The organism is Brevundimonas sp. (assembly GCF_036677305.1).
GTDB lineage: Bacteria > Pseudomonadota > Alphaproteobacteria > Caulobacterales > Caulobacteraceae > Brevundimonas.
On sequence record NZ_JAKFEB010000016.1, the window covers coordinates 1 to 15,164 of the forward strand.

Below are 15,164 nucleotides of genomic sequence, written 5' to 3' on the forward strand. Positions count from 1 at the left end.
ACGCCCTACGAGCGGTTCGGCCGGCTGAGCTACGAGATGTGGCGCGCCTGCCGGCTGGTGTCGGACACGGGCATCCACTGGATGGGCTGGAACCTGGAACAGGCCCGCGCCTGCTTCCGCGACAACTCGGCCCTGTCGCCGCTGAACATCGAGACCGAGCTGCAGCGCTATATCGGCTGGCCGGGTCAGGCCACGGCCTACAAGATCGGCGAAATCCGGCTGCGCGCCGTGCGGTCGCGGGCGGAGCGTGAACTGGGCGACCGGTTCGACGTCAGGCGTTTCCACGACGCCCTTCTGATCGACGGCCCCCTGCCCATGGCCCTTCTGGACGAACGGATGGACCGCTGGATTGCGGAAGAGAAGGCGCGGCCCGCCGACTAGGCCAGCCCCAGCTCCGCCCGGACCTTGCGCGTCAGCTTCGCCGCCACGAGACCGTGGGCGCTAGCCATGTACTCGGCCAGTTCGTCGTCGGGCCAGTCGCTGATCCTGGGCAGGTTCACCCATCTGTTCCGGGCCAGATAGGGCGCCGGACGGGCGCGGCCGGACTCGGTCAGCACCTCATAGGCGATGTCCGAGACCTTGAACGATACGCCGCCCTGTTCGCCGACCATGACGAACATCCTGCCGCCCACGCGGTAGGCGTCGTGATGCTCGCCGAACGGATGGTCCAGCGTGGCCGCCGGCAGGGCGAGGCAGACCTTGCCGACCCCCGCCCGGTCCATGATCAGGCCTCGACGCCCACGCCGATCGGGCAGACCACCCCGGTGCCGCCGATGCCGCAGTAGCCGGCCGGATTCTTGGCCAGATAGCCCTGGTGATAATCCTCGGCGAAATAGTAGGGGCCGGCCGGCGCGATCTCGGTGGTGATGGTCCCGCGGCCGGCTTTCGACAGGGCCGCCTGGTAGGCGTCGCGCGACGCCTCGGCCTCGGCGCGCTGTTCCTCGTCCAGATAATAGATGGCCGAGCGGTAGGTGGTGCCGACGTCATTGCCCTGGCGCATGCCCTGGGTCGGGTCGTGGTTCTCCCAGAAGGCCTTCAGCAGGTCGCCGTAGCTGATCTCGTGCGGATTGAAGACGACCTGGACCACCTCGGCGTGGCCGGTCTTGCCCGTGCATGTCTCCTCATAGGTCGGATTGGGCGTGATCCCGCCGGAATAGCCGACCGACGTCACCCAGACGCCCGGCAGTTTCCAGAAGATGCGCTCGACGCCCCAGAAGCAGCCCATGCCGAAGATGGCGGTCTGGAACCCCTCGGGGTGCGGGCCCTTGAGGGGCCGGCCGGTGACATAGTGGACCTCGTCCGTGTGCAGGGGCGTCGGGCGTCCCGGCAGGGCCTCGTCGGCGGTGGGCATTTCGTGGGATTTCTTGAACAGCATGGCGGGGCTCCCGGGTGGGCCGCGGTCGGAAGGCAGGCCTTCCCGATCCGCCGCGGCCGGTCGAACGATCAAACCCCTATATGGGATGCGTTCAGGCGCTTGCCGAGGGGGTCCGGGTGTTCTATCAGCCTCGCCTCGCGCCGGATCGACCTCCGGCGCGACACGAAGGCCCTCGGGCGACGTCGTGGAAACGGACAGGTGGCGGAGTGGTCGATCGCGCACGCTTGGAAAGCGTGTGTACGTGAAAGCGTACCGAGGGTTCGAATCCCTCTCTGTCCGCCACGCACTACTGTCTACGGACGCGCCGTTCCCGTTCGCGAAATGCGCATAATCGGCAATACACGAAACCGGATCTGCACGTCGTACATGCCCTGTTCCTCAACGAGCTCCTCCGGAACGCCACATATCGGCGCCGCCTGCCTCGCGCGCCCGGTCAGAGTCCCGCGCGGACGTCCCGGCGCCTGAACGCATTTCCCACCGTCGCCACTGCAAGCACGAGCAGCATCAACCAGCCCGTTGCATTGAGCAGAAGCGCGTTGGCGAAGATGACTATAGATCGATCGATCCAGGCGACCAGATGGAGCAGCACCGCGAACGCCTGAAGCCCGGCGAGCAACACCAGCCAACGGTGATGCCACCGGATCGTCATCACGACATAGGCGCCCAGGACGAGCACCGCCTTTGCATGGACGAGGACAACGCGGTCTCCCTGATCGAGAAGGCCCGCCAGCAGGACGAGCCCAAATGCGTCGATCAAAAGGACAAGTCCCGCAGCCCGCTCGGGCCCGCGTCCGAGAATCAGGGCCAGCGCGCTGACCAGAACCACGGACCCCACCGCGAGGATTTCATGCAACTCGTCGATTGCACTGAGAAAATCGAGCATGGCGTCCCCCCGTGGACACCATGCTCGATCCCGTCAGGCGGATAAAGACCCTACGCGCGAAGCGACACGACGCGCGTATCGCCGAGAACCTTCGGAACAACCGGACCATCCCCGTCCTTGCTGTTGTTGGGCGTCTCCATCACGGCGACGCCGAGCCTACGCTGGATGGCCGACAGCGATCGGTGAGCGGCGATGATCGAGCCACGGGCGCTCGTCATTTCGCCGAGCGCGGAACAGACCGAGGCGAGCACCGGTTGAGCCCATGAGGCGTTGAGCCCCGCAGCGGTCTGGAGCTGCGGCAGTTCGGTCACCAGCGCGGACGTTCGGGCCATGGCGGTGTCCATGGCGCGCTCGGCCTCGTTGATCATCTCGGCGACGCGTTGCGCCGCTTCCTGCTGATTAGACATGAGTCCTCCTCGCCGCACGGGTGCGGCCCAATGAAACGGTAGTCGGTTGGTTGGTTCAGGGTTGGCGCAGGCTCTCGACGAGCTTCTGGAGCACAATCGCACCTTCAAGAGCGGCCGGCAGGGCGATCGCCAGGCCGATCGCGATCGCCAGGGCGACCAGCAAACGGTTCAGGGCGGCTGGCGGACGCCCTAGCCATCTGCCTCCTGCGCTTGTGCGTCGGCCAGGCAGTTCGCCGTCCGAAGAATCTCGAACATCGCCATCTGACCGGTAAGGAACGGGGCCTGCTGGCGCAGCGCGGACACCAAATACGGCACCATCAGCCTGTGCTCGTCCCGTGACGTCACCAGATGGAGCGCGTCGTTCAGGTCCCCATAGGTCATCGGAGGTAGAAATTCCTCCTGCGGTTTCGGGGCGGAAATCCGCCGTTCCTGCCTCTGTTGTATCATTCCACGCCTCCTCAGGTGTGGCGACACGAGGCGGCGAACCGGCCGGGAAGACCATGGGGGATGGCGCCTCTGGGGGTTTTTCCCCCATGCTTGGAACCAGGCCCGCCTCAAGCAGAAGCCGCACCGCCTCTGCACGGTTGTGTACGCCCAGCTTGCGGCACGCACTGGCGATCTGGGTGTCTATCGTCTTGGGCGCCTTGCCGGTGAGACGCGCGATCATCTTGCTGCGATAGTGGGCGGCGACGTACGCCATCACCTCGCGCTCCCGGCCGGTCAGGCGGGTCGTTGGACTGCGGAACGTCGCCAGCGGATCGCGCATATAGCAAAGGTACCTCACCAGGGCGGCCATGGCCAATGGGCGCCCTTGCTGACGGTTCGACCTTGGCGGTACGGTGCCCCATGTCCACACCCGATCCAATCGATGTGCAGGTTGGCGCGCGCCTGCGCGCGCTACGCAAGATGCGCAAGCTTTCCCAATCCGACCTCGCCAGCGCCCTGGGGCTGTCGTTTCAGCAAGTCCAGAAATACGAGAACGGCACGAACCGCATTTCGGCATCGAAACTCTGGCAGGCCGCCGAATTGCTTGGCGTCCAGGTCGTCGATTTATTCGGTGAGGCGCCGGCCGACGGGACCGAACGGCCGCTGTACGGCCTGCTGGCGGCTCCGGGGGCGTCGGAACTGCTCACCGCCTGGGTGAACGTCAAGAATCGGGACCAGCGCAACGCGGTGATCGCTCTGGTGCGCGCTCTTGGCGAATCTTCACGGCGGTCCGGGGCGGAGGAAGCCCCTGCCGTCGGCGGGAAGGACCACCTTCAGGAAGTCTGATGCCCTTCTGATGCAAGCGCGGCCTACGCCTGATTGGGCGGCGGATCGCTCCAGTCCGCGAAGTCCAGATACAGGTTGGTCAGATCCAGCAGCGGCGTGGGCGGCGTATGGCTGGATCCGCTGATCTGCCGCGCCATGACCTTCAGATCGAAGACGATGGATCCGCCCTCCTGGGGCTGGTTGACGCCATACCAGGCGTTAATCGCGTCGCAGATCAGCGTGATCAACTGGGCCTGGCTGAGCGGATCACTGTCCTGATCCTCCGTCACGCCTGGCAGGACGTTCGTGGGCGGCAGGAAGACGACCGGCAGAAGCACTGGATCCAGCACCGGATTGAGGGTCACGGAGTAGGCGACCGTCGCCTGCACCTGTTGCGGACCATCGGGAGCCTGCGTGAACAGGGCGTCGAACAATCCGGCCAGCTGATCCGCCAGCGGCCTCGCGATCGGCGCGCCCGTCGGAATGGCGGCGATGTCGATGGGATCCAGCACGGACAGCGTGGGACGAAGCGGCGTCGCGAAGCTGACCGGGCTGGTCTGGTAGACGAAGGGCGGCGCGGTCGTCTTGCCGTCGACAAGATTCCGGTTGCGCAGGATGGCCGCGCTGGTGATCGCGTTCTGGGCCGACAGGATGTTCAGGCCCGGCAGGCTGATCGTGCGTTTGGCGATGGTCTGCCCGACCGCGGCCGGCAGATAGAATCCGGTCCCGTCGACATAGGTGAAGGTGTAGCCGGCGGACGTTGACTGGCGCTGGGCGGTGTAGCCTTCGATGTCCACGGTCGGATCGCCGATCCCCGAGGGCGGAAGGCCGGTCAGGGTGACGAGCAGCGCCTCGACAGCCTTCCCGTCGGGATTGGTCTCGTCGATATGGTCCTCGGAGACGCTGAAGGCGTAGGGCGCCTGGCCCGGCCCGGCGCGGAGCCCGGCGTGCGCGCGCAGCGACATCGTTCCGAAGTCCTCGGCCACCCGTCCGACCAGCTGGACGAAACTCTGCAGCGCGATCAGGGCGACGTTCAGAATCTTGGGATCGACCGTCGTGTTGTCGACCAGGGCCAGCGTACCGTTCAGGTCCGCCGCGACCTCCGGATAGACGGTGACGAACTCCGCCAGATCGGACACCAGGTCGCGGGCGCCGAACAGCGGATCAGAGCCGAGACCCGTAAATGCATTGAACGTGCTCACGAAATTCACCGCGTCCTGCGGATAGTGGAACGCCTCGCTGAAGACGAAGCTGTAGTTCCAGAGCACGGCTTGATCGAGTGAGGTCCCGCCACCGGTCCCCGTCAGCACCTGTTGCGCCGCCTGGCCGACCAGGGTCGGCGGAGTCGGCCAGGCGCGCAGGACCAGAGGAATCTCGAACTGACCCAGAGACGCGGCCAGCGGCCAGGTCGCATCGCCAGCCTGGGGCGGCAGCACGAAGCTGAGCCAGGTCGAAGCGAGGTAGCCTTCGATGTTGGGCAGCGGCCCGATCTGGTGCTCGATCTGCAGGCCGCCGTAGACGAGGTTCAGCGTGGCGGACTTCTCCAGCGCCCCCGACGCATCGTGGCCGTTGCGGGACGAGGCCAGGAAGGTGAGCGAAGCCGGACTCCCGGTCGGCGTCGTGGTCAACGCCAGCTTGGCCGAGGTCAGACTGACCCCCGGATCGCTCGTCGGTCCGGTCAGCGCGGGAACCAGGCTGCCGTAGAGACTGGGCGGGACGGCGCCGAACTGCGGCTCGCTCATATCAGCCAGGACGTCCGCCTCGAACTGGACGGCGGCGCTGACCGAATAGAACGACGACAGGGTTTGCAGGAGCTGCTGGCGGAAGGCCTCCTGCGCGGTCGCGACGAACTGGGGCGTCGGATTCTCGCCATCGAAGACCGGAATCATCAGCGCGCTGAGCGCGCCCGCGAGCTGTTCCTTGACGGCGAGCAGGTCGGCCAGGGCGTGGCTGCCGCACCGCAGGTCGACGAGAGCGGCGGAAGCCGACAGGTCGGGCCCGAGCACCGTATCGACCGCGCCCAGCATCTGTCCGAGCCAGACGTCGGCGTCCACACCACCGAAACTGAGCGTTCGATCGGGTTTGTCGAAGTCGATGCCGACGCCGGAGACGTAGTCATGGATCGGCACATCGCCGGGCGATTGCAGCGTGTTGTAGAGGGGGCGCGGCGCGTAGATCGCCGGATCACCGGTATTGCTGATCGCGAAGCCAACGGCATCGGGTTGCGGCGGCAGGCCGGGGCTCGGGGCAAGACGCACAAGCCATAGCGACCGGGTCGCCTGCACCGCCTCGCGACGGTCGACGCCGTTGGCGAGCTTGACGAGAACCTGCGCCGGCGCGCTGAGCGCCTTCTCGAGGTCCGCGGCGAAGCCGTTGAGGGTCCGGTCGCCTCCCGCCGCCGGATCCCTGGCGTAGAGTGGCGCGATGATGGTGGAGACCGAAGCGACCCCTCCGCCGTCCAGGAAGGCGGCCGAGACCCTGGCCGACGGGCGGCTGAACCCGACGGTGACCGTGACCTCGAACAGCTCCTCCGGATTGAGCCCGGCGGCGGCCAGCGGGAAGGCCAGCGGCAGGTCGGCGGGCGCAGCGCCGCCTCCTCCCCCGGCCTGGCGGGTCAGGAAGGCGTAGACGCCGTCGGCGCCATACAGCCAGGACTGCAGGCTGGTGATCTGGGCGGCCGTGAAGGCGATCTCCGGCGTCGCCAGCAGGCTGGTGGAAAGACTCGCCGCGAAATCGGCCGCCAGTTGGTAGTACAGGCTGTCATAGAGCCCCAGCGCCTGACGGGCCCGGTCCTGCCACCCGGGGGTCGACGGGATATAGACGGTCGGATCGAAGGACAGGGTCAGCGTCAGGGCCGCCGCGCCGGGAGCGCCGGTGACGGCATAGGCCGCCGCCACGCCAGACCATTGGCCCAGGCCGATCAGCGGGTCGGCGTAAAGCAGCGGCAGGGCCGGAGACGAGGTCGGCGCGCCCGACGGCGTCTCGCCGAGGCCGCCGATGATGCGGTTGCCGAAATTGTCCAGCCAGCAGAGATCCAGTTGCGCGACCCCGCCGACGCCGCGGTAGGGGCTGGCCGTCGGATCGGGCGTGGCGGGCAGAGACGTTGTCGGAACCGGGCCGTAACGCGAGACGGGCACCACGCGGCTGTAGTTGAGCGGCCCGCCGGCGAAGCCCTGCGGCAGGCGGCGGCGGTCGGTGCTCTCGGGCGTGTCGCTTGAGCTGATCGGCAACCCGGGCGGGCTGACGCCGAACCAGGCGTTGGCCTCCAGGCCATAGCCCAGCAGGGTGAAATTGGCCTGCAGGAAGAGCTGGGCGAAGGTCGGGTCGGTCGGAGCCGGGACGGGATCGGGGGCCGCACGCGTCGCTTCGATGGTGACCGATCCCGCGGGCGTATTGGCCGTTCGCGTCGAGGGGCCGCCGCGGATCGACAGGGTGGCGCCGGCGAAGACGCCCGTCCGGGTCTGGTTGTCGGCCGCCAGTCCGTCGACGCCGCACCCATAGTAGTCGCCGAGCGAGGCCAGGGAGCTTCCACCCTTGCTGGTCCCGACGACCAGATCGATTGTCGGCAGGAACAGCGCCGTTCCCGGGGGCTGAGGGTTCGCCCAGTCGGTGATCTGCGGGTTGGCGGCCTGCAGCAGCGGAACAGTTGTTCCGAACCAGTTGGCGATATCGGCGGCCGCGCCGCCCGGCTGGGATCCGCTGGGCCCCGCCACATACAGGCCGCGGGTGACGGTCAGGCTCGCGCCTGTCGCCAGCGGCGGGCTGTCGGCATTGTCTTCGGCCAGGACAAGGGGATCGGTGTAGGTGCGCACGCCCAGGCTGGCGAGGCTGTCGTCCGCCCCGGCCAACAGGGTCGCGGCGATGGGTGCGGCGCGAACCATGACGCTGGCGTTGCCGGTTTCGAACGGCAGGCTTGTGGTCAGGGCGTTGACGAAGCCGGGCAACAGGTTCTGGATCCGCGGATCCGAAGGCGCGTTGGTCCGCAGCACCAGCGAGAGCACCGCCTCGCCCTTGTCGTCAAAGGCGGCGTCCGGCAGACCGGCGCCGGTGACGTCGTCGCAGAAATACAGATAGTAGCCTCCCGAGCGGGTGATGCTGCATTCCCAAAGCAGCTTCACGAAGTCGTAGGCGGTGTTGAAGCACGCCCCGGGAGGCGGGGCGGCCAGCACGTCCGGCAGGACGTCGTCCAGACCGGTCGGCGGATGGGTGACGGTCGACAGATTGACCTGGATAAGGCCCCACGTAAGGGTCGCGGCGTCGCCCGACTGCAAGCCGGACGCACCGGCTGCCGCACTGCCCGGATAAAGCAGATCAAAACCGGACACGCCGCCGCTGGATCCGTTCGCCCAGCTCAGGAACCGCTCCAGAAGGGTGATCTGGCTTTCGCCCACCCCGACCAGCTCATAGGTGGTCTGGCCGGTCGCGGTGGTCGCCGCCAACCGCCGCTTGACGGTGACGCCGACCTGCATCGCCCACGCATAGGCGCCGATATCCTGCTCGACCATCGCGCCGCTGGCTTCGTCGTAGACGCCGAGCACCGGGGTGACGCGCGGGGGCGCATCCCGGGTGTCGTCATAGAGGTCGACCAGGCTGTCGGGCAGCGGCCACAGCCGCAACGAGACCTCGCCCTGGGTCGGCGGCCCGTAAAGAAGCTGGATCGTCCCCGCCGAAGCCCAGGCGGTCGGCGCGCCGACGCTCCAGGTGGTCGGGGCGTCGCGGAACGTCGCCTCGGCGGTCACCGTCGCTCCCGGCGGCGCGAAGGCGTAGCCCGGTCCGGTCAGGAACGATTGCAGGGCCTTCGTCTGGCTGGTCTGCAGGTCGCCCATGGTGAAGGTCAGGCTGTCGCCGCCGCCCAGTGTCAGCCAGCCGAGGCTGGATGGTTTCGAAAGCGAGAAGCCGAACGCGGTCGCGACAAGGGGCGGGATCGTGAACTGCTGGCCCGAAAGCGCGAAGATCGGGCAATCCGGCGACGGCAGGGGCCCAGCCTGGTTCGGCGTCACGCCGTTGGTCGGCAGGCGCAGGCCGTGCAGGGTGTAACGGCCGGTCATGCCCGCCAGTTGGGCGATCTGGCCGGTCCCCTGAACCTCGCCGATCAGGGCGCCGACCTGGAACTGCGGCAGGTGCGGGATGCTGATCGAGGCGCTGCCGGCGCCTGCGAACAGGTCGGTCACGCCGAGATTGGGCGCCGTCGCCAGGGCTTCGACAGTGACGCCGAAGCGCTGGGCGATCGTGGTCAGGGTGTCGCCGCCCGAGGCAGCGCAGGCGATGGCGGGAACGGCAAGCACCGACAGCGGAACGACCAGTCCGTCCTGGGTCAGAACCGAACTGTTGGCCAACAGGTCGGCCAGACTGACACCGAAGGCCGCGGCCACGATGGTCAGGGTGTCACGCGGCTGGACCACATGGTCCGTCTGGCCGGGATAGGCGATCGCCGCGCCCGCCTTCAGCAGCTCGGCCGCGTCGGCGTTGACGGTCGCCAGCGCCGTGGGCGTCACGCCATTGCCGAAGCCGGTCGCCAGCGTGGTGAAGGTCGCGCCCGCCGGCGCCGACAGGGTCACGCCCGCGACCCCCAGGGTCGCGCCTGAGGTCAGCGGCGCGGTCGCATTGGCCGCGAACAGCTCAGCGCCGGTATAGGCGGCGTCACCGGTCAGACCGCCCGTCGAGTTCACCCAGTCGACCACGGCCTGGGACGTCTGGTTCGCGACCAACGGGTAGGTGAAGTCGCGCAGCGCGGTTCGGCACGCCTCGATCATCTGCTGGGCGATCAGGCGATACTGGTCAGCGAACAGGAAGCTGGCGACCGATGGTCCGGGGCTGTCGGTCAGGTGCACCGCCTTGGGCGGCCTGGGCGGCTGCACCAGCACGGCCAGGGCGTCGAAATAGGTGCGCAGGTCGCCGAGGTAGGCCGAACTGGTCGAGTTGAAGTCGGCGAAGCTGTAGTTCAGGGCCTGCGAGCCATTGTAGGCCGGCACCGTCAGGGTCACCTCCGGCGGCATGGGGAACGGCGTCGCATTCACCTGCCCGGAACCGGCCGTCGATATGTCGAGCCTGAACTGGCCCTGCATGAAGGCTTCGATAGCCGCGACCGGAACCGGCACGGGATTGTCCGGATCGGTGAGCAACGTCGAGAGCGCCAGCAACTGGTCGTCGGTGACGATCGTCGCATCCACCTGGGCGGAGGTGAGCGGGCCGGATTGAACCGAGGCCACCATCCAGCGCAGCACCTGCTTGGCCAGGAGTTCGAAGGAGGTGTCGGCGGCGCCCGTCGCTCGCTGGACGGACGGGTCGACCGACTGGAGCGCGACCATGGCGACGCAGGCGGTGGTCTGCTGGGCGGCCGTGGTCGCCCCCTCCCCGCTCACCGTCAGGGCCGGCGCGAGCCAGGCGGTGAGATTGGCCGGGGTGTCCGCCGGCAGGAGGTTGGACCAGATCGGCGCGGCCGCCAGCATCGGCAGCGCGGCGTGCGAACGCAGACGACGGAGCAGACGCTCACTGCGCTGTCTTGCGATCGGAGAGGCAAGCTGCCACGGCGGACTGTGGTCCGGATTGGCGATCGTGAACGTCTCCTTGATCGTCAGCGAGAAGGAGAAGTGCAGGGTGATCGAGAACAGCCCCAGATCGATCTCGAGGCTGGCCCGGACGTCGACCGACGCAATCACGCTGATCGGGATGTCCTGGTAGCTCTCGTAGGTGATCTGGGCCATCACCACGATGCGGATGTCGATCGACGCCTTGACGACGGCGAAGTCGACCGACCCGTAAAGCCGGCCAATGATCCCGAAGCTGCCCTGGAGCCAGAAATAATAGCTCGACTGAAGCTGCAGCGTGTTGGCGCCTGAGCCGTCGGGCTGGTTGGGGCACCATTTGGCGATGACGCCCTCGATGATGCCGAACACGGTCAGGCTGAAACCAGCGCTCAGAAGGCCGTAGTTGACCTCCTTGCCGAAGCCGACCTGGGCGCCGAAACCGAACACGACCACGGGGTTGAACTGGCCGTTGATGACCGCGGGCACCTTGTTGGTCGTCGCGCTGGACAGCTTGCCGAAATAGATTCCGGCCGAGCCCAGCACGGGAATGCCCGGCGGGATGACGGCCTGAACAGTGAAGGAGCGACTGAAGTCCTGATTCCAGGGAAAGCCGATGTCAGCCAGGAAATCGCCGTTGGTGTAGATCGCCAGGGCAAAGGTCGGGAAGGTCAGCGAATAGGCCCCGACGTCGATGGTGCGCATTGCCGTCGGCAGGCTCAGCTCGGCCTGGTAGACCCCGACCGTGTCGCTGATCCGGCGATACATGATCTCGAAGGACAACCCCGCCAATACCTTGGCCGCCGGACCGTCCAGGGCGACACGCAGGCCGTAGAGCAGCGGATCGTCGAAGACGGTCGACAGTTGCAGGGTGTAGGTCGGGGGATCGTCCGCCAGGCCTTTCAGCGCGACCGCCTTCGGGTCGTCATCGACCCGCATCAGGCCGAAGTCCATTCCGACCAGCCACGACACCGACGGATCGAAACAGACCTGGCCGTTCGGACCGGTCACCGGTGCGCCGTCCGCGTCCAGGTTGCGCAGGGCGCTGATGGCCGAGGCGACGGTGGTCATGTTCGGCGAGCCGACGAGGCCGACGTGCTGTCCGAGCGCCAGCAGGCGCAGGTCGATATACTTGTTGCCGCCGCCAGGGGGCGCCGGGGCGGTCTCGGGCTTGGCCGCGTCCCAGTCGAGGCTTGTGTCGTCGGTCCAGGCGAAGGACCCGTCAACGCTGATCAGCACCTTCCGCTCGGCGCCGCCGGGATCATAGACGACCCCTATGCTGTTGATCGTGCAGAAACCGAGGTCGATCGGGCCGATCTGGACGCTGAGGCCCATGGTCTTTGTGGTGAAGTTGAACGTCACTTCGAAGACGCCCAGGGGGACAGAGTTGAGCAGATCCCAGGGCGCGGTCAGTCCGAAGGGGCTGCCCGTTGCGAACGAGACGAACTGCTCGATGACGTCGCCGAGCGTCTGGTTCGGCAGCGACCCGGTGGCGACCCAGTCCAGCGCCGCGTTCTGGGCGACCTCGGCATGCAGCATGCCCCAGTCCAGGACGTAGGTGTATTTCCCGTCCTCACCGAACTTCCAGGCCAGGGCGAGCTGGACCGAATACCAGTCGATGACGGCCGCCAGGTCGCCGCTGAGCACCGGACCCGCCTTGATGTCCACCACCGACGGGGCGTACTTCAGGTTCATCGCCGCGGAGACGGTCAGGCCCGGAAGGAACGGCACGACCCACGGTTCTGCGGTCTGGCCCGCGATGGTGTAGGTCTGGGTTTCCGGCGCCGCCGAGAAGCTGATCCCGTTGATCCCGTAGTCGCCGCCGGGCAGCGCCCAGCTCTCGCCCAGATATTTCTTGATCAGATTGTTCAGCGACAGGACTTGCTGCTGGTCCGGATCCTGCTGGCCGCTGAAGAGCCAGTTCGCCTTGCCGAGATACTCCGCCGACAGCAGCAGGGTCAGGTTGTTGACAGGATCGGCCGGCAGCAGGGTCACCGACCCGGAGAGTTTTCCGGTCGTAACGCCGGCCGCATGGTCGGCCTGAAGCCCGATCTGCTCGAGCGTAAGCACGGGCGTGCCCAGCAGGCTGATGGTCCAGTCGAAACCGAGCTGGCAGGCGATGGCATAGGTCTGCGCCGGCTGGTTACAGGAGAAGCTGAACTGGGTGATCGTCGGCGCGGAGGGCGGGATGATCTCGACCTGCGGCAGGAACATGCCGAGCAGATCCGGCAGCGTGATAACGCCGCTGGTCAGTTCGCCCTCGAAGACCATGGCGGGCACAAGGGCGCCGATGGCCACCACACCGGCGTCGGGCCCTGAGCCAATGGTGAAGGACGAGCTCAGCTTCGCCTGGACCGAGGCCGCGCGGCCGGGCTGGGTGACCGTCAGGGCGATATCCACGGCGTCCAGGGTCAGGCCCGGCAGCAGGGGCATGCCCTCTTCGCCATCAGACGACCAGCCGATGTCGAAGGCGAAGGTGGACACCACGCCGTTGACTGGGTCGTAGGCGAAGCGGACGTCCTTCAGTTCCAGGGCCGCGACCACATTCAGGGGCGATGGCAGGCCGGCCACCAGATTGATCCCCCCGACCATGGCGTAGAAGCCGGCAATGCTGGGCGGCTGGTTGAACACGCCCGTGAAGCAGATCTGGTCGTCGCTGGGCGGCAGCTGGACCTCGAAGGTGATGTCCGGACCGTTGAGTGTTCCGCCCAGCACGCCCGTCACCGGCAGATCGGCGTCGGCGACGTCGAATCCGATGTAGGGGTTGGAGAAACCCATCCACGGCACGCCGTCCGGACTCCACGACAACAGGCCCATGAACTGGCAGCTCAGCTTCACCGGCCCGTCCGGCGCGGTGAATACAGCCGTGACCTGGTTGGGCAGGCCGAACAGGTCGGTGGTCCCGACCACGGTGACCGTGTCGATGGCGTCCCCGGTCGGCGGGTCGCGCGTCACGGTGATATCGGAGAGTGCGAAGGGCGAGTTCGGATAGACGCCCTGCATGTCGACCACGAACTTGCTGATCTGCCCTGAGGGGTCCAGCTGAGCGGCGAACTGCACCGGCGAAGCGGCGGTCGAGAAATTCTCGTACAGGCTCGCGAGCGTGTCTCCGCTGTCCCCGGCCCCCACCGCCGCTGGAACGGCCGCCTGCCCCCTGATCAGGTAGTTGTAGAAGGTCAGGACCAGACCGAGCTTGTCGTTGACCTGATTGCCGTAGAAGGCGTGGATGTTGGCCAGATAGGTTGTCAGCGCGTTTGGCGCGGGACCCCGGAGATCCCGGATAAAGGCTCCCGCCCGCTGGGCCGGATTGTCGGCCACGTTCAGGGGCCATTGTCCCAGCGGAACGCCCAGCTGGTCGGCCGCCTGCTGGAAGCGTCTGGGGACCACAGCCTGGCCGTCCAGTCCCAGCAATGTCGTGGGGTACTGCACGTTCGCCACGCCCGGGCGGTTGACGTGGAAGTACGGCCGTCCCCGGTTGAGCATGAGATTGGCCGTGTTCTGGCCCTCGAACACGCCGGGCAAGGTTCCACCCGAAAAGGCGCGGTCAAAGACCGGCGGCGGCAGCAGCGAGGCGTTGTCGCCTTGCCGCCCAAGCTGGACCCACAGGACCCTGTCGCCGTGCCCGGCCAACCAGGTGGCGACCCTTTGCTGCAGGTCGGCGAGATTGGTCTGGGACGCGGGGTCGTAGATGAAGGTGTCGAACCTGGCGCCGTTGCCGTTCAGCCCCTGCATGTAGGCGCGCCGGGCGTTGTAGTGGGGCGAGGTCGCCGGCTGAGCCCCCCGCGTCTGCTCGTCGTTGGTCGGTCCGCCGGTCAGCATTTCGGCGACGCGGGCGAAGCTGAACTGGGCGCTCTCCTCGAACACGTCCATGTTCAGGATCAGCGCCGGTTGCTGCGCCCCCGCGCCGGCGGCGGTCTGGGCGGCCATCACCGAGGCGCAGATTTCAACAATGCGGTCCTGGGCCGGCGTACCCATCTCGCACAGACCCGGACGACGGACGCTGTAGACCGGCATGAAGTCGAACGCGGCGACGGCCGGCGCGCTCTGGGCCAGCACCCATTGCACGATCATGGCGCGCTGGTTGGCGGCGTAGCCGGGCCAATTCACCGGTGCGACGGGCTGTGCGTAGGCGCGCTCGACCAGCGTACGGAAACCCAGCACCTTCTGCGCTTCGAGATCGACGTAGGGCCATTTGGTGCTCAGGAATTGCACCTGTTGCGGCGCGCCCCAGCGATAAGGTTGCAGGCGCAGGAAGTAGTTTGTCTTGAGCGTCGCCGCATAGTGGAAGTCGTCATCGGCCCCGCCGGTGATGCCGATGTTGACGGTCGGCGCGGCGGGAATGGCGGGATAGGGCAGCGTGCTCAGCGTGCCGCCGTAGAAGCCGTAGGCGGGCCCGGCCCCTTGCAGTTCCGGCAGCAGCGCCCGGAATCGGGCCTGCAGGGCGGCGTCGCCGTCGCAATAGACCTCGACCAGGCCTGTGTAGCCGAAGCCCGGAAGAACGGGATCGTTCGCCGGCATGAACAGCCGGCGCAGGATGTTCGCCGTCGCCGCCTGATGTCCCGACCCGGTCGATCCGGCCACATAGGCGCGGATGATCGGGTTTGTCCCGTTGTTGAGATAGGCCTGGAAGGCCGCCAGCCCGGCGGCGCCGCCGATCTGCCGCCAACGCGACAGGACATCGTACCAGGACGACAGGACCATGCTGGGGAAGGTGGCCATCGCGC

At 67.3% G+C, this 15,164-nt stretch carries 8 protein-coding genes and 1 tRNA gene; 3 read left to right on the top strand and 6 right to left on the bottom strand.

Annotated features, from left to right (window positions below):
• Positions 1-381: DUF885 family protein (locus tag V6M42_RS00770; RefSeq protein ID WP_332676481.1), on the top strand; the 381-nt coding region annotated here is incomplete at its 5' end.
• On the opposite strand, the gene V6M42_RS00775 is transcribed toward V6M42_RS00770, so the two are convergent.
• Entirely contained in the window at positions 378-722 is a 345-nt protein-coding gene (locus V6M42_RS00775; RefSeq protein ID WP_332676483.1) for an MmcQ/YjbR family DNA-binding protein, read from the bottom strand. The two genes, V6M42_RS00770 and V6M42_RS00775, sit on opposite strands and share 4 nt — an antisense overlap.
• A gap of 2 nt (positions 723-724) precedes the next feature.
• Positions 725-1,375: a peptide-methionine (S)-S-oxide reductase MsrA gene (gene msrA, locus V6M42_RS00780; RefSeq protein ID WP_332659065.1), complete on the bottom strand. Its 651-nt coding sequence runs from the start codon at positions 1,373-1,375 to the stop codon at positions 725-727.
• A gap of 192 nt (positions 1,376-1,567) precedes the next feature.
• Between msrA and V6M42_RS00785 the strand changes: the two genes are divergently transcribed.
• Positions 1,568-1,657 (top strand) — tRNA-Ser (locus V6M42_RS00785).
• Between the two features lie 151 nt (positions 1,658-1,808).
• Here V6M42_RS00785 and V6M42_RS00790 read toward each other — a convergent pair.
• From V6M42_RS00790 to V6M42_RS00800, 3 genes are read right to left on the bottom strand one after another with little or no spacing between them, the layout of a single operon-like run.
• Complete coding sequence (locus tag V6M42_RS00790; RefSeq protein WP_332659066.1) at positions 1,809-2,258, bottom strand: hypothetical protein; 450 nt, start codon at positions 2,256-2,258, stop codon at positions 1,809-1,811.
• Positions 2,259-2,308: 50 nt separating this feature from the next.
• Positions 2,309-2,665: a hypothetical protein gene (locus V6M42_RS00795; protein WP_332659068.1), complete on the bottom strand. Its 357-nt coding sequence runs from the start codon at positions 2,663-2,665 to the stop codon at positions 2,309-2,311.
• A 55-nt stretch (positions 2,666-2,720) separates the two neighbouring features.
• A complete protein-coding gene (locus V6M42_RS00800; RefSeq protein ID WP_332676485.1) occupies positions 2,721-3,431 on the bottom strand; it encodes a helix-turn-helix transcriptional regulator in 711 nt (236 codons plus the stop codon).
• Positions 3,432-3,511: 80 nt separating this feature from the next.
• On the opposite strand from V6M42_RS00800, the gene V6M42_RS00805 reads away from it, so the two are divergent.
• Positions 3,512-3,937 (top strand): helix-turn-helix domain-containing protein, encoded by a 426-nt coding sequence (locus tag V6M42_RS00805; RefSeq protein WP_332659070.1) that lies wholly within the window; start codon positions 3,512-3,514, stop codon positions 3,935-3,937.
• Positions 3,938-3,960: 23 nt separating this feature from the next.
• Here the strand turns inward: V6M42_RS00805 and V6M42_RS00810 are convergent, their stop codons facing one another.
• A complete protein-coding gene (locus tag V6M42_RS00810; RefSeq protein ID WP_332676488.1) occupies positions 3,961-15,159 on the bottom strand; it encodes a LysM peptidoglycan-binding domain-containing protein in 11,199 nt (3,732 codons plus the stop codon).
• Positions 15,160-15,164 lie beyond the last annotated feature (5 nt).

Excerpts from the sequence above, each read along its gene's own strand:
- V6M42_RS00795 (WP_332659068.1), bottom strand. The coding sequence starts at position 2,665 with ATGTCTAATCAGCAGGAAGCGGCGCAACGCGTCGCCGAGATGATCAAC.
- V6M42_RS00790 (WP_332659066.1), bottom strand. The coding sequence starts at position 2,258 with ATGCTCGATTTTCTCAGTGCAATCGACGAGTTGCATGAAATCCTCGCG.
- V6M42_RS00805 (WP_332659070.1), top strand. The coding sequence starts at position 3,512 with ATGTCCACACCCGATCCAATCGATGTGCAGGTTGGCGCGCGCCTGCGC.
- V6M42_RS00775 (WP_332676483.1), bottom strand. The coding sequence starts at position 722 with ATGGACCGGGCGGGGGTCGGCAAGGTCTGCCTCGCCCTGCCGGCGGCC.
- V6M42_RS00800 (WP_332676485.1), bottom strand. The coding sequence starts at position 3,431 with ATGCGCGATCCGCTGGCGACGTTCCGCAGTCCAACGACCCGCCTGACC.
- msrA (WP_332659065.1), bottom strand. The coding sequence starts at position 1,375 with ATGCTGTTCAAGAAATCCCACGAAATGCCCACCGCCGACGAGGCCCTG.
- V6M42_RS00810 (WP_332676488.1), bottom strand. The coding sequence starts at position 15,159 with ATGGCCACCTTCCCCAGCATGGTCCTGTCGTCCTGGTACGATGTCCTG.